This is a genomic window from Shewanella sp. SG41-3 (assembly GCF_014164545.1).
Lineage (GTDB): Bacteria > Pseudomonadota > Gammaproteobacteria > Enterobacterales > Shewanellaceae > Shewanella > Shewanella vesiculosa.
This window is the reverse complement of sequence record NZ_JACJFJ010000008.1, coordinates 89,214-111,515: the sequence shown is the minus strand read 5'-3', so window position 1 is coordinate 111,515 and position 22,302 is coordinate 89,214. Positions and strand designations below refer to the sequence as shown.

The 22,302-nt window shown below is 39.8% G+C and carries 17 protein-coding genes; 4 read left to right on the top strand and 13 right to left on the bottom strand.

The features are described from left to right. Nucleotides 1–56 precede the first annotated feature (56 nt). From H5164_RS15835 to H5164_RS15820, 4 genes are all read right to left on the bottom strand, one after another. Entirely contained in the window at nucleotides 57–1,376 is a 1,320-nt protein-coding gene (locus tag H5164_RS15835; RefSeq protein WP_182757050.1) for a lipopolysaccharide biosynthesis protein, read from the bottom strand. Nucleotides 1,377–1,406: 30 nt separating this feature from the next. Next, on the bottom strand, nucleotides 1,407–2,372 hold the full coding sequence (locus H5164_RS15830) for a phosphoribosyltransferase (RefSeq protein ID WP_182757049.1): 966 nt from the start codon (nucleotides 2,370–2,372) through the stop codon (nucleotides 1,407–1,409). A gap of 66 nt (nucleotides 2,373–2,438) precedes the next feature. After that, on the bottom strand, nucleotides 2,439–3,659 hold the full coding sequence (locus H5164_RS15825; RefSeq protein ID WP_182757048.1) for a glycosyltransferase: 1,221 nt from the start codon (nucleotides 3,657–3,659) through the stop codon (nucleotides 2,439–2,441). Between the two features lie 81 nt (nucleotides 3,660–3,740). Continuing rightward, nucleotides 3,741–4,907 carry a nucleotide sugar dehydrogenase gene (locus H5164_RS15820; protein WP_182757047.1) on the bottom strand — a complete coding sequence of 389 codons (1,167 nt, stop codon included), beginning with the start codon at nucleotides 4,905–4,907 and terminating at the stop codon, nucleotides 3,741–3,743. Between the two features lie 1,552 nt (nucleotides 4,908–6,459). Between H5164_RS15820 and H5164_RS15815 the strand changes: the two genes are divergently transcribed. From H5164_RS15815 to H5164_RS15805, 3 genes are read left to right on the top strand one after another with little or no spacing between them, the layout of a single operon-like run. Then, a complete protein-coding gene (locus tag H5164_RS15815; RefSeq protein WP_259396841.1) occupies nucleotides 6,460–7,110 on the top strand; it encodes a transglutaminase-like cysteine peptidase in 651 nt (216 codons plus the stop codon). 26 nt (nucleotides 7,111–7,136) lie between these two features. Further along, nucleotides 7,137–9,227, top strand: a complete 2,091-nt coding sequence (locus tag H5164_RS15810) for a LapD/MoxY N-terminal periplasmic domain-containing protein (protein WP_182757046.1) — start codon at nucleotides 7,137–7,139, stop codon at nucleotides 9,225–9,227. Nucleotides 9,228–9,230: 3 nt separating this feature from the next. Continuing rightward, nucleotides 9,231–9,623 (top strand): hypothetical protein, encoded by a 393-nt coding sequence (locus H5164_RS15805; RefSeq protein ID WP_182757045.1) that lies wholly within the window; start codon nucleotides 9,231–9,233, stop codon nucleotides 9,621–9,623. Nucleotides 9,624–11,193: 1,570 nt separating this feature from the next. Here H5164_RS15805 and H5164_RS15800 read toward each other — a convergent pair. The 7 genes from H5164_RS15800 to H5164_RS15770 all read right to left on the bottom strand — a co-directional run bounded on the left by H5164_RS15800 (nucleotide 11,194) and on the right by H5164_RS15770 (nucleotide 20,430). After that, nucleotides 11,194–11,475 (bottom strand): GIY-YIG nuclease family protein, encoded by a 282-nt coding sequence (locus H5164_RS15800; RefSeq protein WP_182742870.1) that lies wholly within the window; start codon nucleotides 11,473–11,475, stop codon nucleotides 11,194–11,196. A gap of 1,070 nt (nucleotides 11,476–12,545) precedes the next feature. Next, the gene (megL, locus tag H5164_RS15795) at nucleotides 12,546–13,730 is read right to left on the bottom strand and encodes a methionine gamma-lyase (RefSeq protein WP_182757044.1); all 1,185 of its coding nucleotides are present in this window, start codon (nucleotides 13,728–13,730) and stop codon (nucleotides 12,546–12,548) included. 270 nt (nucleotides 13,731–14,000) lie between these two features. Next, a complete protein-coding gene (gene oleD / locus H5164_RS15790; RefSeq protein WP_259396839.1) occupies nucleotides 14,001–15,065 on the bottom strand; it encodes a 2-alkyl-3-oxoalkanoate reductase in 1,065 nt (354 codons plus the stop codon). Continuing rightward, a complete protein-coding gene (gene oleC, locus H5164_RS15785; protein WP_182757043.1) occupies nucleotides 15,053–16,747 on the bottom strand; it encodes an olefin beta-lactone synthetase in 1,695 nt (564 codons plus the stop codon). Before oleC ends, oleD begins: the two co-directional genes overlap by 13 nt. 126 nt (nucleotides 16,748–16,873) lie before the next feature. Beyond that, nucleotides 16,874–17,749 (bottom strand): alpha/beta fold hydrolase, encoded by an 876-nt coding sequence (locus H5164_RS15780; protein WP_182757042.1) that lies wholly within the window; start codon nucleotides 17,747–17,749, stop codon nucleotides 16,874–16,876. Nucleotides 17,750–17,808: 59 nt separating this feature from the next. Next, nucleotides 17,809–18,858 carry a 3-oxoacyl-ACP synthase III gene (locus H5164_RS15775; RefSeq protein ID WP_124016191.1) on the bottom strand — a complete coding sequence of 350 codons (1,050 nt, stop codon included), beginning with the start codon at nucleotides 18,856–18,858 and terminating at the stop codon, nucleotides 17,809–17,811. Between the two features lie 252 nt (nucleotides 18,859–19,110). Further along, nucleotides 19,111–20,430 (bottom strand): methyltransferase, encoded by a 1,320-nt coding sequence (locus tag H5164_RS15770; RefSeq protein ID WP_182757041.1) that lies wholly within the window; start codon nucleotides 20,428–20,430, stop codon nucleotides 19,111–19,113. A 79-nt stretch (nucleotides 20,431–20,509) separates the two neighbouring features. On the opposite strand from H5164_RS15770, the gene H5164_RS15765 reads away from it, so the two are divergent. Then, nucleotides 20,510–20,737, top strand: a complete 228-nt coding sequence (locus tag H5164_RS15765; protein ID WP_124016193.1) for a DUF1289 domain-containing protein — start codon at nucleotides 20,510–20,512, stop codon at nucleotides 20,735–20,737. A gap of 291 nt (nucleotides 20,738–21,028) precedes the next feature. Here H5164_RS15765 and H5164_RS15760 read toward each other — a convergent pair whose 3' ends face one another. Then, nucleotides 21,029–21,385 (bottom strand): YajD family HNH nuclease, encoded by a 357-nt coding sequence (locus H5164_RS15760; protein WP_124016274.1) that lies wholly within the window; start codon nucleotides 21,383–21,385, stop codon nucleotides 21,029–21,031. Nucleotides 21,386–21,642: 257 nt separating this feature from the next. Continuing rightward, nucleotides 21,643–22,227: a DUF502 domain-containing protein gene (locus H5164_RS15755; RefSeq protein WP_124016194.1), complete on the bottom strand. Its 585-nt coding sequence runs from the start codon at nucleotides 22,225–22,227 to the stop codon at nucleotides 21,643–21,645. Nucleotides 22,228–22,302 lie beyond the last annotated feature (75 nt).

The following is a 22,302-nucleotide window of genomic DNA, read 5'->3' as shown; positions in this document are numbered from 1 at the left end:
TTCCTAATACAATGCTTAATATGATTTTAAGATAGAAATAAGAAATATACAGTAACCTAATTGATAACTGTTACAAATAAAATAATCACACCTACTAACGTGAACAATATATTCTTTAACGTATTCAAAGCACCAGAAGGTAATAAGCACTTCCCCATAATATAGTAACACTGAATATAATTAATAAATGAACTACCAACAATGGCCCAACTCAACAATTCTAAATCGTTCAACGAAATGCCGATTATAATTCCAGTTACATTTGTAAAAAAAGCAAATGAACCACATTTTAACAATAAATCAGCTCTGCCTGCTGCTTGGTAAAAACCACCGCTAGTACTCATGACAATCTGGATAGGAATTGAAACGGATAATATCTGTAATAAAGGCCCTACTTCAATCCATTGTTCACCAAGTAAAATAGATACAATATGCTCAGATAAAAAATAAATACTAAAGCCAACCACTAATCCTATAACTGAAACGAAACGAATAAACTTATTATGAAGATGTTCAAATTTGTACAGGTCGCATTTTAACTCTTTCATAACAGGTTGAATTGCCGGAGACATTGCAAAAGTGAGCAATAACAATGGATAACGCATTAATTGATATGCTTTATCATATATTCCTAAACTGACTGCTCCTAAATATTTACCAACAAGGATATTATCTAAATTTCGTGAAAAATAATTTAAAAAGTTGAATCCAGCTTGATGTTTTGAAAAAGCTAGAATTTCCTTTATATATCCTAATTCTCTACCAAACTTAGGCATACCAGTTTCAGTACGTTGCGAACCAGTATAGACTAGAATATACTTGACAAATGCTACGGATAAAGGTTTCAACGATAACGCCCAAATCGGTTCTAAATACCTTACCGATACCAATACCACAATGATTGAGATAACTTCTGCAATTGCCTCACATCTTGCTATAGATATAAATTTTTTATCCCGGTTAAATGCAGCTAATGGAACTATTATCGCAGTATTAAAGATGACACTTATCGCGACAGGGATGACTAAATATTGATATAACTCATTATTATAAAACCATGAAATTAAAGGTGATGCTGCAAAAAACAAAAGTGAGATACAGATACCTAGAATCCATGTAAAGCTATATATACCATCACGCATTTTTTTTGAAATTTTTGATTCATTAACTAAAGCGGGACCAAAGCCCATCTCACTGATTAACGCAAAAAAAACAGAAAAAACTTGAATAACAGCAAATATTCCAAACGTTTCAGGACTGAAAGCCCTAGCTAATATCATCATAGATATTAATTGAACAGCATAAACTAAATAACGACCAGTCATACTATGTAATATTGATTTTACGAGTTTTCTATCTATTGTTAGATCGGACATCAAACACTCTTTTGATAATAAAATTTATTTTTAATTATAGTTTTTTAAAATATCATATATTTTTCTTAGAAAATGTATTTTAGAAAGTTTATACCGTAGTTTTGATAGGAAATATTTCTTATTTTTTAATCGTTTAAAACCACCTGGCATCACCATAATATTTTCATCAACACAAAATACAAATTTATTGGAACGATTAGCAATTTCAATTGCTTGGTTGATATCACTTTCAACAAAAAGTGAACAATCACTGTTTTTATAAAAATTAGCTTTATGTGCATAATAATCAGTTTGAGTTAATCTATCTTCTTTAGTTGATAGATTTAACATAATCAATTTGTTAAATCTAACGCCATGCTTAGCTAGCCATACTTCTGTTTCATAACGATATTTTTCTAATCGATTAGTAACTAAAAAGTTAATTTTCTCAGTAGGGATAAACCGTGGTTTTGCATTCACTAAAAACTCTAGGTATCTATCACCATCATCATTCTGTTTATTTGTTGGGTCATAGCAAAGTACACCATCGATATCGAAGCATGAATTAGTAACTACAGGGTGATGATAAATATTCCATTCAAATACCCGTGGGGGCTCTACCCTTGTGAGTATGATATCAACGTTTTCATGTTTATTATCGCTACAATACACTGTTGCTGTTGATATTTTACCTTTAAATGTAGATGGTATTTTATTTACCGCATCCAACATAGACTTTCCTGACAGCACACTATCATCTATTAGTAATATATTTTTGGCATCATGTGAGTATTCTATATTACTACCAATATTTCGAGTTATACCCTTGCATAATTTCTCATTTCTAAGAAATGCGGGTAAATCTATACAGTGGACATTAAGTAATAATGACACCATATAAGAAGGAATCATCCCACTTCTTGGAATACCAACGATCAAGTCGAAATTTTGAGTATTAATTTTGTGAATATTACTACTAACATCTCTGCTTAAATCACTGTATGATTTATATTTCATTCATAATTTCTCTTATAATATGACTATACTATACAAAAATATGGTTAAAGACATTCAATATTTTAGTTATAATCTATATAGATTTTCATTTAAAATTTTATTATTAAATTTTTTAATACAAACATTTCGAGCATTCTTTCTAATAGCAACTATTTTTCTTTGTGAAAGATTACTAATTTTTACGATGCCTTTCGCTAAATCGTCAACACTACCTTCTTTAACTAAAAATCCTGATTCGTAATTATTTATCAACTCAGGAATACCAGAATGGTATGTAGATAGTACGATTAAACCAGATGCCATTGCTTCCATTAAAGCAACCGGAACTCCTTCCATATCACCATCAGATGCTCTAACACTCGGAAGTAAGAATATATCAGCGAACTGAAGGTAATCTTTGACAATAGTTTGTGGTTGACTGCCTAATAATTTTATATAATTTTCAGCTTTGTTTTGACGAATCAAATTTTCAACTTCAACATAGTCATCACCATCTCCAATAATTGTGAATACCAAATTGACTTCTTTTTTTGCAATAATGATAGCCTTAACTGAATTTAGTATTGATTTCTTTTCTGTAAGCCTACCAACTTGAATAATATTTAATGGCGATGAGAACTTTTTATTTATATTTATTATTTTAAAATCATCTACATTTATACCCATTCGATGAACTTTTATTTTTAATGGATCACATCCCCATTCAATTAGCTTATCTTTCCAAAGCTGACTTATTGGAAGAAATATCTCACACAATTTAAAAACCTGTTTGTATTGTGGCAGATTCTTATTTACAATATCATAGCGACTCATTTCATAACCATGAAAAACAACTGATATAGGTCCTGAGAACAAACCAAGGGAACGCATCTTATAAACATAATAAGCATTATCACCAAAATGACAAACTATATTTTTATATTCAACAACGTCCCGATTTAAATTAAGAATTGCAGAAAATAAATTTATTTTCTGCCCTAACGATAAGTATTTATCTAACAAAATACTTATAACATCCATAATCTTACGATTTTTTATTAACCTAAAAAAATTCAATATTGATATTAACAGTTTCTTAAACTTAGAATTACCTGAATAATTACAAAGAGAGATTACATGATCCATTAAAGCATACTCTTTAACAGATGAGTGCATTACATTTTCATTTTTTATTTCATTGGTAAGAATACTTATATCAACACCTAAATCAATAAGTCCTGTGATTTGGTTTATTATGAATGTTTCAGAAATAACAGGGAATGATTTAGAAAAAATTGCAACTCTCATATTTATTTTACCAAACTTCGGAAAACACTTAAAATTACATAAAATATAAATTAGTTCATTCTAAAAATAACTACCACGAATCTAGTCACTACCGAACAAATCTCTCGTATACACTTTAGTAACTACATCACTAAGCTCTGCTGCAATTCGATTTGACACAATCACATCAGCATCTGCTTTAAACTGTGCTAAATCGCTATATACTTTCGAACTAAAGAATTCATCTTGCTCCATAACAGGTTCAAAAATGATCACTTCAATGCCTTTGGCCTTAATTCGTTTCATGATGCCTTGAATACTTGATGATCTGAAGTTGTCTGAGCCGGACTTCATGATTAGGCGGTAAATACCAACAACTTTAGGGTTACGCTTTAAAATTGAATCGGCAATAAAATCTTTACGGGTGGTATTTGAATCAACAATTGCGCCAATTAAATTATTAGGTACATCGGCATAGTTTGCACGTAATTGCTTGGTGTCTTTTGGTAAACAATATCCACCATAGCCGAATGAAGGATTATTATAATGATTGCCTATTCGTGGGTCTAAGCAGACTCCATCGATAATTTGTTTACTGTCAAGGCCGTGTGCTTCTGCATAAGTGTCTAACTCGTTAAAGTAAGCCACTCGCAATGCTAGATAGGTATTTGAAAACAACTTAACGGCTTCGGCTTCGGTTGAGTGAGTAAACAAAACCTCGATATCTTGTTTAATTGCACCCTGCACTAACAAGTTAGCAAAGATTTGAGCGCGCTCACTTTGTTCGCCAACAATAATCCTTGATGGATACAAGTTGTCGTGGAGTGCCTTGCCTTCGCGTAAAAATTCTGGTGAAAATATAATATTGTCACAAGAAAATTCTTGCTTAATGCGTTCGGTATAGCCCACTGGCACAGTAGACTTAATGATCATAACTGCACTTGGGTTTATGCTGATTACATCTCTTATGACTGACTCTATCGATGAGGTATTAAAATAGTTTGTAGCTGGATCATAATCTGTGGGTGTCGCGATAATGACAAAATTTGCATCTTTATATGCTAACGCTTTATCTAAAGTCGCAGTAAAATTTAGCTTTTTATTAGCCAGAAAGTCTTCGATTTCTGTATCGGCAATCGGTGAGATTTTGTCGTTAAGCAAGGCAATTTTTTGTTCTATTATGTCTACCGCTACAACCTGATTGTGTTGTGCCAATAGCATAGCGTTAGATAAACCGACATAACCTGTACCTGCAATCGCTATTTTCATTTAGATAAACTTCCTGGTGAACTTGAATAATTTTTATTGGTGGCTTTTTAAGCCTACATATCTGTGTTTGCAGTGATTAGTCAGGAGAGTGCTAAAGCAAACATTTACAGCTGGATTCCCAATAACAGATCTTGAGAATGACGGCGTTTGTGAATCTAATAATGACGGCCTTTATAAATCTACTAATAACGGTGTTTATAAATCTTGTAGTGATACTGTTAACTAAGTCTAACGAGATACTATTTATGGTTCTAGCATTGGTGCTGTTGATTAATCTAGTGATAATACCGCTTATAGGGATGCAACTTATACTATTGATTAATATAATTATATTTTATCTTTTCAATCTCAACAGGCAGGTTTTTAGCTAAAAAAGACACGCTACCGCCACTAGATTACAGCTTCCAGATTGCTATGACGCGTTTCAAATTGTCTATTTCTTTGAGGTTTAACGCTTCAGAACGAAACAGTAGAAGATCCCTTAGTAGATGCTTTTTAGAGCACTACTAACTGATTTTTGACTTAAGTACTTAGTTATTATTAAGTAAAATCAGTTTTACCCTATCTAACAGTTAGTTAGCACAAAGCCACTAACCCGAAGTGATGGGCTGGGATGTAGCAGAAAATAATAATGATATGAGTTCACGTTGGAAATAAGCTAACGAAGCAAAATCTTCTGATTTTAAGCTCAACAATAGTTATTTGTGGCCTCATGCCTTATTTACAATTCCTTCTCTACTATTCGTTTTATCTTCGTTCCTCTTATTCGCCGGGGATTATAATGTATACCGTAAGTTAATGACAGTTTTTTGACTAATTTAATTAAACGTCATTTTTTCGTCAATTTGTGCATTCTTTACCCGTATTTTTCGTCAATAGCTGCTTTTTACTGCATGTTCTTTACTGGCATCGTTTCAAACTAATCTGTGTTTACTTGCAACATGATGTTAATGCTTATTAGCTACATGCTGAACTAGCAAACAAATTTATGCCGCACCACTTGGCCGCATTACCTAACAATTTGCACTTTAGTGGTGCAATGCAATATCATAATCTGTCACTCTGCCGAGGCGGTATAAGTGAAATCCTTTATCACCAACATAATCAGTAAAACTAAAAATAGAACACTGTTTAATAACAATTAAATACCATTATTGATTTTATTACTCTATGTTAACTATCAAAGTTACCAGGTTTTTAGCCGCTTAATTAGACTGTTCAGTACAACATTTATGTTGAAATTGCCCTTTTCACCCCTCGGGTTAATCAAGTTACGTGCCAACAAATTGACACAGTCAAAAAATCCATCCGCCTATTTGCTTTTTGGTTAAAAATAAGACTAAATGCACTTGTTGAATTTTTACGCTATGCTGATGCAGATTTCTGGATGCGGTATATAGATTTATGCAATTCGTCATTTTATTGTCGTTTTATCGTTAACTAGATTATGATGTGCATATTTATTACTACCATTTATGTATATTTATTACACTTAGCTAAATTTGCTCACATGATTAGTAGGAATTAACGTATTAAGTTTGCTGTGTTTGGCATGGATAAATATCGCCATTGGCTAGTAATGTCTGTGGTGTTTTCTGCTGTGTGCTGGGCAACCATAAGTGACGATTTGTTTACCGACGATTTCTTTAAACAAATTCAACAACGTTATGGTGAAGACAGGCTAGAAGATTTTAGTGATTGGCGAGATACCATCGCTGAAGGAAGTGCGCTTAGTGACATGGATCGTTTACATTTAGCCAATCAGTTTGCTAATAGACGTATCCGTTTTGTAAGCGATAATGATCATTGGCAAAAAAGTGATTATTGGGCGACTCCACTTGAATCATTAGGCAGTAAAGGTGGAGATTGTGAAGACTTTGCCATCTTTAAGTATTTTACATTAAAGGCCATGGGGGTTGATGAGAGTAAGATGCGCTTGATGTATGTGCGTGCTTTATTGATAAATGAACCCCACATGGTGTTAATTTACTTTGAAGACCCAAAGGCAATGCCCTTGGTGTTAGATAACTTAAAAACACAAATTTTACCTGCTAGCCAACGCCGAGATTTAAAGCCTGTTTATTCATTTAATGGCAAAGGATTGTGGTTAGCAAAAGCGCAAGGATTAGGCAGTAATAAGCCCACTAGCGGTGGCACTAAAAATTGGACTGATTTAATCAATCGAATTGAAAATGGCGAATAATCGTTACAAAGGATCTGGAGCAAACCATGTTTTCTAAAGGAATGTCGTTACGAGTACAGTTGTATCTCCTAATAGGCTGTTTATCGATTTTTAGCTTTGGCGCTGCGTTATACAATAACGTATCGAATATGCGTGGCTATTTAAATGAGCAGTTGGCATCTCATGCACAAGGTGCAGCACACAGTTTAGGATTATCGATATCACCTTATATGGATGAAGAAGGCCTGGTAATTGCAGAAACAATGACCAATGCTATTTTCGATTCAGGCTATTATCAACACATTACATTTACCGATCTTGATGGCAAAGTATTATTTGAACGCACCAACCCTCAAGGTAACTTTGCTGTACCAGAATGGTTTATCAGTTGGTTTACGCTGCGTCCTCCTGTAATGACCAGTGAAGTGAGTGACGGCTGGCGTATTGCCGGTAAACTGGAAGTGCAATCGCATGCGGGTACGTCATATAAAAGTTTATGGGATCATGCGGTCAGTAATTTAACTTCAACGTTATTTCAACTTGTTATAGCATTATTGTGTGCTTACTTCATTTTAAAGTCGGTATTAACCCCTCTTAATAGTATTGAGAAGCAAGCTGAGTCGGTGATTCAAAAACGCTTTGAGCTTAATCCTATTAAGCCCTTTACCACTGAATTACGTACTTTAGTTAATGCGATTAATCGTATGATTGAGAATATTCAGCGATCATTTAACGAACAAACTCAATTGGCAGAAACCTTGTCGCATGAGGTTTATATTGACTCGCATACTGGGTTGCCAAATCGCCGAGCATTGTTAAAAAAGTTTGAGTCAATTCAAGCTGAATATGAACAACACGGAAACCGCTTTTATTTAGGCTTGTTGTCGATGACCTCTTTAAAGCAGGTGAATGACGATGAAGGTTATGGCAGTGGTGATGACTATATTTTATCTGGAGCACAGCTTTTTAGTAAGCAGATAAACAGTTTACAAGAGTCGACCTTATACCGTATTTCTGGGTCTGAATTTGCCTTTTTGAGTTCTCTTACTGAAGATGAAGCCAAAGAAGTCGATGAGCACATTGCTGCGAGTATTTTGATTGAAAGCTCATCACGTTTTGGTAATGGCTTTGCAAAACATAGCCTCACCCGCGTAAACCATCAAGAAGACTTTGCTGATGTCGTTATGCGTTTAGATAATCAGCTTGTTCATAATCAATATGCAGATAAGGCCAAGGGGCTCGTTTCTGCTCAGGGGATGCAAAAGAATCATTCACGTGAAGAATGGGTTGGAATTTTGACTCAGTTTACTGAGTATTTCAAAAACGAAATTAACCACTCTAGCAGCAAAGATTTTGCCATTAAGTGTATTCCGTTAGATAAATTATTCGATTTAATGCTCCAGCCTGTAGTAGATGATAATCAATCGATTTTATATGTTGAGTCGTTTGTTCGCTTTAAAATAGCGGGAGAAAATTTATCGACTTTAGACGTGTTTGCCATGGCTGAAAGATTGGGCTTGTTGCAAGATCTTGAACAAGCTGTTGTGTGTTTTATTTTTTATAAGCTGCAACACATTGAACACACGCGTGTGGCGATTAACATTAGCAACCGTGCGCTGCATAACCCAGTGTTTACCGATTGGTTGTTTGATTTATACCAAAAATTGCATAGAACCCTTCCACCACTTTTGTATGAATTTAACGAGTCTGGTGCAATGCTTTCGCTTGAATCGACAGAGAAGTTTATTAGCCGAGCGAAGCAATTAGATATTGATATTGCCATTGAACGTTTTGGCTCTAGCTTGAGTTCATTTTGCTACATCAGAAACTTAAACATTGATTACATTAAGATTGATCCTAGTTATGTGCGTGACATAGCTGAATCTGACACACGCTTTTTTGTTCAAACGGTGATTCAAATTTGTCATGGTATTGGCATTAAAATCATTGCACCACAGGTAGAATCGGTCGTTATAGGTGAACATTTTTCACTCATGAATATCGATGGTTTACAAGGTAATGGATTGTATGCTGTGCGAAATTTCAGTACAATTATTCCCGCTAACGCAACAAGTACATGGATCAGTGCATTGCAACTGAATAACTTTAGTCATTCAACAAATATCGAGGCAGAATAAATAATGCGCAAAAATAAATTAACCCTGTTATTAGTTTCAGCATTATTGACTTCGGGCATGTCTGCCGGCGTTATGGCTGAAGATACTTTAACCGCTAGTACTCAAAATACTCCAGTTTCAGAAGCTGCAACACAATTAGCTAATGCGTTTATTGCTGCTAATGGCGATGAAGCATTGATTATCGAAGCGATACAAGCGGCTGTTGCTGCAGGTATGACGCCTGATGATATTTTAGCAGTTGCGATTGCTAACGGTATTGACCCTGCAATTGTTGCGGCAAACCTTGAAGAATTACAAACTGCTGCAGGCGGCGCATTTGGTGCTGCACCCGCTCCAGGTGGCCCAGGCTTCGGCGGCGGCTCAGGCGGCGGCGCTGGAACAATATCTAGCAACTAATTTTTTAACGCGATTTCGTTTTAATACAGTTTACATAAACAAAACGAATTTGCTTTAAACAAAAAACAGCGCAATTTGCGCTGTTTTTTTATGCCTAAAATTCAATATATTCTTTAGCCGCCACACAGAATCACTATCCAATCGTCATTCCCGAGATCTGTTGTATGGTTCTAGCTGTTGATTAGATTTGGGTTCCTAGGTTCTAGATTCTAGGTGTTGCCCTACCCGCACGTCATCCCTGAGTGCTTGTATCAGGGATCCAGGTGTTACTTAGATTTGGGTTCCTAGGTTCTAGCTACTAGGTGTTGCCCCACCCGCTCGTCATCCCTGAATGTTTGTATCAGGGATCCAGGTGTTTCTGTTGACCTTGTGTAAAAGCAAAAATCCACACCTGGATTCCGGCTCAAAAGCATTGCCGGAACGACTGAGTAGTGGGCGTTATTTGTATGAAGTAGTAGTAACTTTGTATTGGCATGTAACTGTAAGCCCTACCCGCACGTCATCCCTGAATGCTTGTATCAGGGATCCAGGAGTTTCTGTTGGCCTTGTGTAAAAGCAAAAAACCAACACCTGGATTCCGGCTCAAAAGCATTACCGGAATGACGGAATAGTGGGCGTTGTTTGTATACGAATGAGTAAATGATGCAGTTTGGTCTTGCTCGTCATCCCTGAGATCTGTTATCAGGGATCCAGGTGTTGCTTAGATTTGGTTTCTTAGGTTCTAGCTTCTAGGTATTGCCCTACCCGCTCGTCATCCCTGAGTGCTTGTATCAGGGATCCAGGTGTTTCTGTTGACCTTTTGTAAAAGCGTAAAAGCGAACACCTGGATTCCGGCTCAAAAGCATTGCCGGAACGACGGAGTAGTGGGCGTTGTTTGTATGAAGTAGTAGTAACTTTGTATTGGCATGTAACTGTAAGCCCTACCCGCACGTCATCCCTGAGATCTGTTATCAGGGATCCAGGTGTTGCTGTTGATCTTGTGTAAAAGCGTAAAAGCTAACACCTGGATTCCGGCTCAAAAGCATTGCCGGAATGACGGAATAGAGGGCATTGTTTGTATGAAGTAGTGCTAAGCATTACCTACTAGCGTTGTATTGGGCATGTAACTGTAAACCCACCCGCTCGTCATCCCTGAGATCTGTTATCAGAGATCCAGGAGTTTCTGTTGACCTTGTGTAAAAGCAAAAAACCAACACCTGGATTCCGGCTCAAAAGCATTGCCGGAATGACGGAGTAGTGGGAATTTAGCCTCGCCGCCGTCTTCCTCGAATGCTTTTATCGGGGATCCAGCTGTTGTCTTGGCTTTACTTCAGTCGTCATCCCCGAGATCTGTTATCGGGCTGCAGGTGTTTCTGTTGACCTTGTGTAAAAGCAAAAAGCGAACACCTGGATTCCGGCTTAAAAGCATTGCCGGAATGACGGAATAGAGGGAATTTAGCCTCGCCGCCGTCTTCCTCGAATGCTTTTATCGGGGATCCAGCTGTTGTCTTGGCTTTACTTCAGTCGTCATCCCCGAGATCTGTTATCGGGGATCCATTCTTTGCCTTGTTGATGATAAAAGCTGATTGATTTATATTTCGAGATCATCCCAACGTGGATTAAACTTCTCAATTAATTGAATTTTCCATTCTCTCTTCCACTTTTTAAGCTGTTTCTCTCTTGTTATAGCATTATAAATATCATCAAAAACTTCGTAGTAGACTAATAAATTAATTGAATATTTTTTAGTAAAGCCATCAGACAAGCCATTTTTATGCTCCCAATTTCGTCTGATTAAATCAGACGTCACTCCAATATAGAGTGTGCCATTAGGCCGATTAGCCATGATGTAAATATATGATTGCTTATCCATAAGCGTGTACCTGACTAAATGATAAATAAAATATAGCATCTAGTTAGATGGGTGCCTGTAAAAGCTACAAACTGGATTCCGGCTTAAAAGCATTACCGGAATGACGGATAAACAAACATTATCAGAATCACGAATAGAGGAAACTTCGCCTCACCGCCGTCATCCTCGAATGCTTTTATCGGGAGATCCAGCTGTTGTCTTGGCTTTACTTCAACTCAGTCATCCTCAAATGCCAAGATTCCGGCTCAAAAGCGTTACCGGAATGACGAAGTAGTGGTAAGCATTACCTACTAGCGTTGTATTGGCCATGTAACTGTAAGCCACACCCGCACGTCATCCCTGAGTGCTTGTATCAGGGATCCAGCTGTTTCTTTTGACGTTGCTTAAAAGCGTAAAGCTAACACCTGGATTCCGGCTCAAAAGCATTACCGGAATGACGTAGTAGTGGGCGTTGTTTGTATGAAGTAGTGGTAAGCATCACCTACTAGCGTTGTATTGGCATGTAACTGTAAGCCACACCCTCACGTCATCCCTGAGTGCTTGTATCAGGGATCCAGGTGTTTCTTTTGACGTTGCTTAAAAGCGTAAAAGCTAACACCTGGATTCCGGCTCAAAAGCATTGCCGGAACGACGGAGTAGTGGGCGTTGTTTGTATGAAGTAGTAGTAACTTTGTATTGGCATGTAACTGTAAGCCCTACCCGCTCGTCATCCCTGAATGCTTGTATCAGGGATCCAGGTGTTGCTGTTGATCTTACTTAAAAGCGTAAAAGCTAACACCTGGATTCCGGCTCAAAAGCATTGCCGGAACGACGGAATAGAGGGAATTTAGCCTCGCCGTCGTCATCCCCGAGATCTGTTATCGGGGATCCAGCTGTTGTCTTGGCTTTACTTCAGCTCAGTCATCCTCAAATGCCAAGAATCCGGCTCAAAAGCATACCGGAATGACGGAGTAGTGGGCGTAATTTATATACGAATGAGTAAATGATGCCGTTTGGTCTTGCTCGTCATCCCTGAAATCTGTTATCAGGGATCCAGGTGTTTCATTTGACTTACCGCTTGTATAATTTTATTACAGCAGTGCTTGTTCTATGTCTGCTATCAGGTCTTCTACATTCTCTAAGCCAACCGAGATACGCAGTAGGTTGTCGGTGATACCTGCACTGAGTCTGGCCTCTGGAGTGTATGGTGAGTGGGTCATAGATGCTGGGTGTTGAATTAGGGATTCTGCATCACCTAAACTGACTGCTATGGTAAAGAGCTCGAGACGATTAACAAAGTTGATCGCGTCTTGCTTATTGCCTTTAAGTTCGAATGCAATCACCCCTCCGGCGCGTTTCATTTGCTTACCGATAAAACCATGACCTTGATGATGACTTAGCCCTGGATAAAAAACTTGGCTAAATTTAGGATGCTTATCTAAATATTCAGCTAATACTTCAGCGTTGTCACAGTGGCGAGTTAATCGCACATCTAAGGTTTTTAAGCCGCGTAAAATGAGCCAAGCATCGTGTGGGGAGATCACGCCACCAAAGTCTTTGAGTATTTCATATTTGAGTCGGTGCATGTGCTCGGCGTTACCACACACAATACCTGCGATAACATCACCATGGCCATTTAAGTACTTGGTAGCACTGTGGATCACCATGTCGATACCCATGGCTAAAGGTTGTTGCAATAAGGGCGTCATAAAGGTGTTATCGACTATTGATACCAATTTATGGGCTTTAGCAACCTTGGCGATTGCAGCAAGATCAAATACTTGTAAATGTGGGTTCACTGGGGTTTCACAAAATATCACTTTGGTATTGGGCATAATAGCCGCTTCAATTGCTGCAATATCAGTAAAATCGACCAAGGTGCTGGTAATGCCTAAACGAGTCAGCTGAGTGGTCATTAACGCAAAGGTACAACCATAAACGGCTTTGGAAGCAATCAAGTGATCGCCTGCATGTAAATGGGTTAGTAGTGCACTTGATACAGCAGCCATACCTGATGCGGTTGCGGCCGCATCTTCTGCGCCTTCAAGCAACGCCATTTTGCGCTCGAGTTCTGCAGTGGTTGGATTACCTAAACGTGTATAAATATAGCCTGGTTCTTCGCCAGCAAAGCGAGCGCCGCCCTGCTCTACGTTATCAAATACAAATGTGGCTGTTTGGTAAAGTGGTGTAGTAAGTGAGCCAAAGGCTTCGCGTTGATGGCCGCCATGAATAGCTAAGGTTGCTAAATTCCATGTGTTGTTCTTGTTGTCTTGCATTGCTTCTCCCTGCGCCACCTTGTTATGAGTTGTTACCCTCTTTAGGATAACTTTTTTATGGTGGTCGGGATTCAAGATACAGTGGAATAAAATATAACCAAGCGATTGCTAAAAAATAACCAAAACCATTAATGTAAAAACAATTTTACAAACCATTTGGTGTGGTGTTTTTAGTAAGGGGATTTTCTATAGTGCAGATTATCATGGGCAATAATTAAAGACATTTTGCGCTAACAGCTTAAACCGCCAACGCAGATGATTAACAGGCAATTAGTGCGACAGTGATAACTTAAGCTTTTGCATGCCCTTCTCAATACTCACCAGCGGCTGATAGCCTAAATCTTGTTTTGCCGCGCTGATATCAAAGTAATGACTGGTTGATAATTGTCTTGCGACAAAGCGAGTCATGATAGGCTCTTGCTGTTTGTTAAGTAAGCCGTAGACTGTTTCAAGCAGCACACCAGCAGCATAAGCAACAGATGCAGGGACTCGCTTGGTCACTGGCGGTAAATCGACGCAAGCTAGGATCTGGTTAAGCATTGCAGCCATTGTAATTGGTTGGTCGTTGCTTAAAAAATAGGCTTTACCGGCACTGTTGGCGGCGCCAACAAGGTCAACTGCTGCCAGAATATGTGCATAAGCGGCATTATCGACATAAATCGTATCGACCAGTTTATCTTGGTGTCCTACCAACTTTAAGCGCCCAGCTTTAGCCCGTTCGATCACTCGCGGAACTAGATGAGGATCATTTGGCCCCCAAATTAAATGCGGCCTTAAGGCGGTCGTTTTTAACATGGGATGATTGGCTTTTAATACCATGGCCTCAGCGATGGCTTTCGACTCACCATAGTAATTAAGGTATTCACTGGCATAAGGTGCAGATTCATTAATGCCATTTTCATCCACACCGGCAAACGTTACACTTGGGGTGCTGGTATAAATTAACCTGTGAATATTAACCGCTTTGCATGCGTTGATGATATTGGCTGCACCATCGACATTGGGCGAGAAATAACTTTGTTTACTGCCCCACACGCCAGCTTTTGATGCCACATGAAAAACTAAATCGCAACCTTGCATTGCCTGTTTTACACTAGCAAAGTCGCTAATATCACCTTGACGCATATCAACCCCAAGTTTTATAAGCTTAGGGTAATGACTTCTGGCAAAACCGACAACCTCAATTCCCGCGGCTAATAAACGCTGACAAATGGCGAACCCAAGAAAGCCACCCGCACCGGTCACAAAAACTTTGCTGACCGATTGCGCTAACTGCTTCAATGCCGCTTGCTCCAAAGGATGTAAGTCTGCCAAATCCATCGTTATTCTTTCCATTGCTTTTGGGCCCATATGGCGAGTTTTTCTCTGAAGATTTTCGCATTATGACGTACGTCGACAGGGAAATCTGGATGAATTAAAAAGCGCCCAATGCCTTCAGTATGTGGATACTGCTGAGCCAATGCCATTAGCTCCTGATAAAGGATCTTAGAGGTTGAGCAAACAATGCCTTTGTGTAATTCGACGCACAAAACCGGAACCATATCACCATTAACATCAACGCCAACAATGGCGGAACGTTTAACTTGAGGATGAGTATTAAACACTCGCTCACAGGGCAGCGTATAAAAGCGTTTAAGTCGCTGCTTACCTCGCGTAGCATCAACTATGTGACCTTTACGTCCACACATCCACAATAGGCCGTGATCGTCGATATATCCTACGTCACCCATACGATGAATGACGCGATCGCCATCGTTAATTTTAGCTAAGTCTGTCGCATGTTGACGTTGATAATAGGCTTGACTGACCATGGGACCACTCACCACGATTTCACCTATTTGGTTGGCGCTAAGCTTATTAACCTTTGCCCATTCAGGCTGCGCTGCATCAGTAACCGCAATAATATCCACACTGACAGACTGTATTGGCTTACCGACACAAATGCCTTTACCTTGATCGGTTAATTCGCTAGTAGCAAACAATGCATGGCTGCCAATCATGCTGATAGGCAAAGATTCTGTCGCGCCGTAAGAATTCAGCACTTCAACCTGTGGGTTAAGCATTTGGCTAAAACGTTTAATCGAGCTAATTGTGGCTGGCGCACCAGCTGAAATAACCCGTTTAACACTGGTTAACTTATGCTGAGTTTGCTCGCCCGCTTGGCCTAAGCGTTCTAATAAGGCGGGATTAACGAACATGTTACTGCATTGATATTGATCGATTGCAGCAAACAAATTGGCAGGATTGGCGCTAATGGGTTTACTGGCATCCATGTCGGGCACAATAGACGCCATGCCCAGTGCTGGGCCAAATAATGAAAATAGCGGGAATGTGGCTAAGTCTCGCTCGCCAGGAGTAATACCGTAATCGTGTTTAAGGGCGCTAATTTGTGCTTCAAACATCCCATGACTATAAACCACGCCTTTGGGGGTTCCTGTGCTACCACTGGTAAATAAAATCGCCGCCATTTCATCGCGTTCAAGCAATGCTATCTTAAGCGGTTGCGCTTGATTACGGCCAATTTCAATTATGGTTTCTAGGCTAATCGCATTGGCTAACCAACGCTGTAAACCCGAGCCTCCGACATTAATAAGGTGTTTAACACTGCCCTTACCCCAACCGAGGATACGCCTTGCAATATGGGCTTTAGGTATGCCAATAAACACATCCGGGCGTGACTCTTCAAAACACTGTTTAAGGTTGTTAATGCCCATGCCAGGATCGACCAGAATAGGAATAATCCCCGCTTTGAATAAGGCGAAGGTAAGCGAAAAAAACTCAAGGCTGGGTGTCACCATTAACACGGCTTTCATGCCGCGCGTAATACCAAATTGCAATAAGCCTTTGGCAATCATATCGGATTGCTGATGCAGACTGATAAAATCAATTTCTTGATAATCAAATCGCCCTTGCTTGGCATGTTGCACAGCAACGGCAAGCTCTGTTGGCATGGTTTGCGCAGCGGTGTTTAGATGCTGGCAGATATTGGCATTAGCGACAACGGTGGTTTGAGTCATGTTTATTCATTCTGACTAATGTGGATGATTCATCTGAGCAGGCTTGCTGTGATAACACAGATAACCAAGCCAAACTTTTTAGACGCTTAAAATCACTAAAAGGCTCAAATGAGCCTTTTAGTCGGATTAGTTTTTTGCGATAAAATCTTTGATTAAGCCAATGACTTCGTCGCTGGCATCTTCAAGAATGTAATGACCGCAGTCAGCAAACTCGTGCACAGTGGCATGAGGCATTCGCTGTCGCCATTCTTGTAAAAAATGCTTATCAAATACAAAATCTTGTAAACCAAAGCAAATCAGTGTCGGGACATCAGCAAACTGACTTAAGCTTTCGCCAATACTGGTGACTAAATCATAATTACGATCGCCTGGCTTTAGGGGAATGTCTTGCACAAAGCGTAAGGTCGAAATACGATTTTTCCACGAATTAAAAGGCGCAACGTAGGCTTCTCGAACCTCTTTTGCCATTGGCTTTCGCTTAACGCCGACATAAGAAGCCGCTGACGAAAACGCATTCAAACCACGAACCAGCAAGGTGCCTAGCAAAGTTTCTCTACAAATCCATAGCGCCCATGGAAACGGCTTGGTTTTAGGCAAATGAAAGGCTGCAGTGTTTAAACACACGATACGCTTAATGCGATCGGGATGACGCGCCGCAAAGCCCATACCAATCATACCGCCCCAGTCATGCACCACTAGAGTAATGTTTTGTGTAACATCAAGACTGTCCAGCAAAGCTTCTAAATCGTCAATGCGGCTTTTTAAAGTGTAATCATATTGAGGATCATCAGGTTTGTCTGATAAACCACAGCCAATATGATCTGGCACAATACATTGATGGGAATCACTCAAGGCACTGACTAAATTTCTGTAGTAGTAACTCCAACTAGGATTACCGTGCACCATCACAACAGGCTCGCCTTGGCCTTCGTTGATATAGTGCAGTTTATTGCCATTACGATCTAAAAAATGACGTTTAAATGGCAGCAAGTTGTCTAGCATGATGCATCCTGTTAACTATTTTTATAATGAAATGCAAAAACGTCAGTGCAGCCATAGGCTTACCACTTAATTCCTAACATCATGCAGTTTAAGCCACTGCCTATTCCTAAAAAGCTGACTTGATCGCCAACACGTAAAAAGCCTTCATCATGAGCAATTGCCGCCGTCACAGGAAGTGAGACCGTGCCCATATTGCCCAATGTTTGATAGGTGGGATATTCTTTTTCGTGGGGTATATTTAATGCATTGAGCACTTGTCTGCGGTTGGAAGCCCCCACTTGATGACAAATCACTTTATCAACTTGTTCGACAACCCAATCACGCTGCTCTAAAAAATGCTCCCAAGTGTGCTTGGCAAGCTCGACACCTTCTTTCAATAAGGTGACAGCATCTGTACGCATAAACTCACGGTACAACAAGTGCCCAGCTTCTTGCAGGCCCCATTGACACAATTGGTGATGTTCTGGTGCAGACAAATGACTCGCCCCTAACAACTGGTGTTGGCGAGTGGTTTTAAGGTCCAAAGTGCCGTCGGTTAAAATTACCGCAACAGCGCCTGAGCCACCAGTTAATGTCGCCAGTGATTGAGCAAAATTTTGCATGGTCGGTTCAGCTAACATGTGGTCGATGGTCGCATCAACTATGTCTCGTGCAGATTCACACGACACCACCATACCGGCTTTGATTTGGCCTAACTCTATGCGGTTAGCAATATCTAAAATGCCCGACAACACACCTAAACACGCATTACTGATATCGTAGATTGCAGTGTCTTTAGACACCCCGAGTTCAGCAGCAATACGACAAGCGGTAGCGGGTTCATGTTGGTCACGACAGACACCGGTGTAAACCACCGCGCCTAAATCACTGACATTGATTCCGGTTTCATTCAAGGCCTTTCGTGCTGCAGCAATGGCACCATCTGATAAACGATGACCTTTAGGCCACCAGCGACGCTCGGTAATTCCGGTTAACGCGGCAAGTTGCCCCATTGGAATACGAAACTTTTGATACAGTGGCGCCAAGCGAGATTCTAAATCGCTACTCGACACTACTTGTGGTGCTAGCTCATAGGCCAGACTATTGATAAAGACGCGTGAATATTTCATTAAACCGTATAATTCGCTTCGCTCTAGCAAGCCCAAAAGCCACTAGAATAGTTGTTATTCGTTATTAACCCGCCATTTGAACAAGAATGGCCTAATTATTCAATCAAAAACAGTAAGCCAATACCGTCATTTGGATAATTATTTATGGTTAGATTTCATTGCTTGATTAACTAGTATGTTGATTTTCACAGTTTTAAGGTAAATAGACTAGTATAAACAATGGTTTAATTTACCGATTTGTGACAAATGCTGTTATTCGTCTGTTTTAATTGCTTGGATCAAGGCATTTCGTGGTGTCACACTGTTTGCACAAAATTCAGCCAAGGTAACTTGGTATCCCTGCTCCTGTAAAAAACAGACTCGGTCGAGCAATAGCCAGCGCTCCAATGCACGACGAAATAAATGAGCCACTAAATCGATTCGCTTTGTCAGGCGTTGACGCGCAATACCGCGGTGCAAATAATGGCTTAAATTAATCTCACTGGATAGTGATAAATGCTTTTGATTTGCTGCCCATTGGCAAAAATCGCTAAAACTACCGCTAAGCTGGCTTTTTTTAATCGTCGGCACCGGCAAATAAGCCTCTACACCTCGAATATCTCGCTGCAAGCTATCAAATCCTAAACGCCATGATACCTCTTGATTGCGTAATTGTTGTTTTTTACTGTTGGCAATAACGCTTTGTTGCAATGGTAGTTGTAAATCATGCTTTGACAGCTTCAGAGCGCTGCCTTTGGCTAAAGCCGATAACGGCTGATAATCTTCATGCTCAATCAAATGATAACAACAAGGTGAAATAGAAATCGCCCGAGTACCTGCTAAGGTTGCTAACTTGAGTAAACGTATGTGTAAGTCACCGCAGGCGTGCAATGCGATGGCATGTTGATCGATTAACAATAGCGGTTTATTTGAGTCTATTGGCGCAAACGCATCGGCACAAATAAAACGCTGCGGGATTTGCCATTGTTTGGCAAACATTTGCCCTTGGGCGCATAAACTCGCTTGCCACTCAAGACTGGTCACCTCAACCTGTTGCTGCTTGGCGACTAAACGGCCTAAATGGCCTTTACCAGCACACCATTCTAAAATGGGTAATCGAGGTAACAATGGTTGATACTTTGGATCAACTTGATGTGAAAACGCCGTAATTTGCTGCCATTTCCGCCCTTTAATATGAGCGCTAAAATGCACTAAATCGTCATTTTCAGGCTGATTATTTTGTTGCTCTTGACTGGGAAAATCGACCGTATTATCTGAATTAACAGATTGTGTAGTCGAAGTGATGACTAACCAGCTTAGTTGACTAATGAGTTCGTCAGCCTGTGGTAATAGACTTTGTTTAATATCGCTCATCAAACTGGGCAATAACGTCTCAACCAGCAACTGCTGATCCATATCGAGGCTATCTATCTCACCATCGTCAAGCTGCCACACTTTTTGAGCTAACTGCGGAAAGGTCTGTTGCCAAGGTAAGTGGTCACACTCAAAAGCAACCAGCTGCCATAAGGGTTTTAAAGCATCAAGAAGTGTATCGACCGCGTTAAAGGTAGAATGATAATCGATTACTGACATATGGCTGCTTATAGTTAACCTTAGCTGATTGAAATGATAGGATGCAGTCCATTGAATACCTAAACCGGAATTGTAAACTATGCACTCACCTTGTGTCGCCCGTTGTGGCTTAAATGCTGATGATTATTGTATGGGTTGTTTTCGTCACATCGATGAGATTGTCACTTGGTCACAAATGAATGATGAGCAACAACAGCTCATTTGGGACAGTTTAACGGCCAGAAAACAACAGTTTTTAGGTGAGAGCAATAATCAGACCTTGTCACGAGCCAAATGGTTGGAAGCTGAAAAACGGATTAAACGCTGATAGGTTATAACGAGTGGTTACGAGTGGTTACGAGTGGTTACGAGTGGTTACGAGCCTAGATACTAGGGCGGACTGCGTCCTGCTAGTGCACTTGGCCTTCTATAACAAGGGTAAAGCATCAGGCATAGCTCAGAAGTATTGCCATGATGGAACCTAGCCCCTAAGCTTCACCCTTTTGAATTTGATGTTATAGCATCTCGCCGCGAAGCGTCCTAGATCCTAGGCTGTTTCGCGCTTGTCATCGCCGGTTATCAATTTGTCATCGCTCTTAGCACTTTACCCGTCGCTGAACTACTTCTTCATCATGGCTTTTAAGTCAGCAAATGGGTTGAAGGTGGCAGCTTGTTGTTTAGCTTCTTTGGTACTGCCATAGCGAATTAATTCTTCAAAACGTGAGTGTTCGTTGTCGTGGCAGTACAAGCACAATAATTCCCAATTGCTGCCATCTGATGGGTTGTTATCGTGGTTATGATCGCGATGATGTACCGTGAGTTCAGATAAGTTTTTATGGGTGAATTCGCGAGTACAGCGACCACATACCCAAGGGTAAAGCTTAAGCGCTTGCTCACGATAGCCTTTCTCACGAGAGGCTTTATAGTCTCTGGCTTCAGCTAATACTTTATCTAATTTACTTTCGTTGGCTGACATTAATTTATCACTCATAAATAAAATGGCCTCAAGGATAAATCACTGTTATCACTTGGGGTAATTGTTTATAGCATCTTGTAGACCATTACGCTGCAATGGTCATATATGCAAAGTCAAAGCGATAACTAGAGATGACAAACGAACGAGCAGAACGGCAAATCCGTCCTAGTCTTTAGCCCTAAAACGCTTTATTTTTAGTACAGCGTTGGCAGCTATCGCTTTTATCAACTGTTATCGCTCCAAACAGATTTTAGCGGCTATGAAGCGTCTTTGCTATTCGATATTCCAGCGGTTAAATTAAAGCGCATTGCATCTTCAAAAGACCAATCAACACTGATTAAGTCTTCACGCTTTACTAAGCTTGTTACCCCAGCAATTTGATAACTCAATTGAAATAATACTGGCACCCAATCGCCTTCAGGCAAAGCATCAACTAAGGGCTGTGGCGCAAACTCACTCATGATAAAACCGACTACAAAGCTACCATTGGCTTGCTTTACTAACACGGTTTTTTGGGTTTTAGGTTGGCCGTCACGGTTCATTAAACTGGCAATATCCCGAATGCTGCCATAAACCGATTTAAACAATGGAAACTTCATCAGTTGATTTTCAATCCAGCCATAGACCCATACAATTGGGCTAACTGAAAATAATAATCCCGCAATAAAGACTAAGGCTGCAACCAAACAAAAACCTGCGCCGACAAAAACAGGTTCTATTCCAACAATATCAAGTAATAGCTTACCTAAACCATCAAGGGAGATGAACAATGACCAGAAAAGCCAGATCGATAGCACCATAGGTAATAAATTCGTTAAACCACGAGTAAGGGTATTTTTCATTGATCACACAAAAGAAGATAGAACAGGACAAAAATGTTACCACAGTTTGTTGATTAGTCACTTCAAAAATAGCAA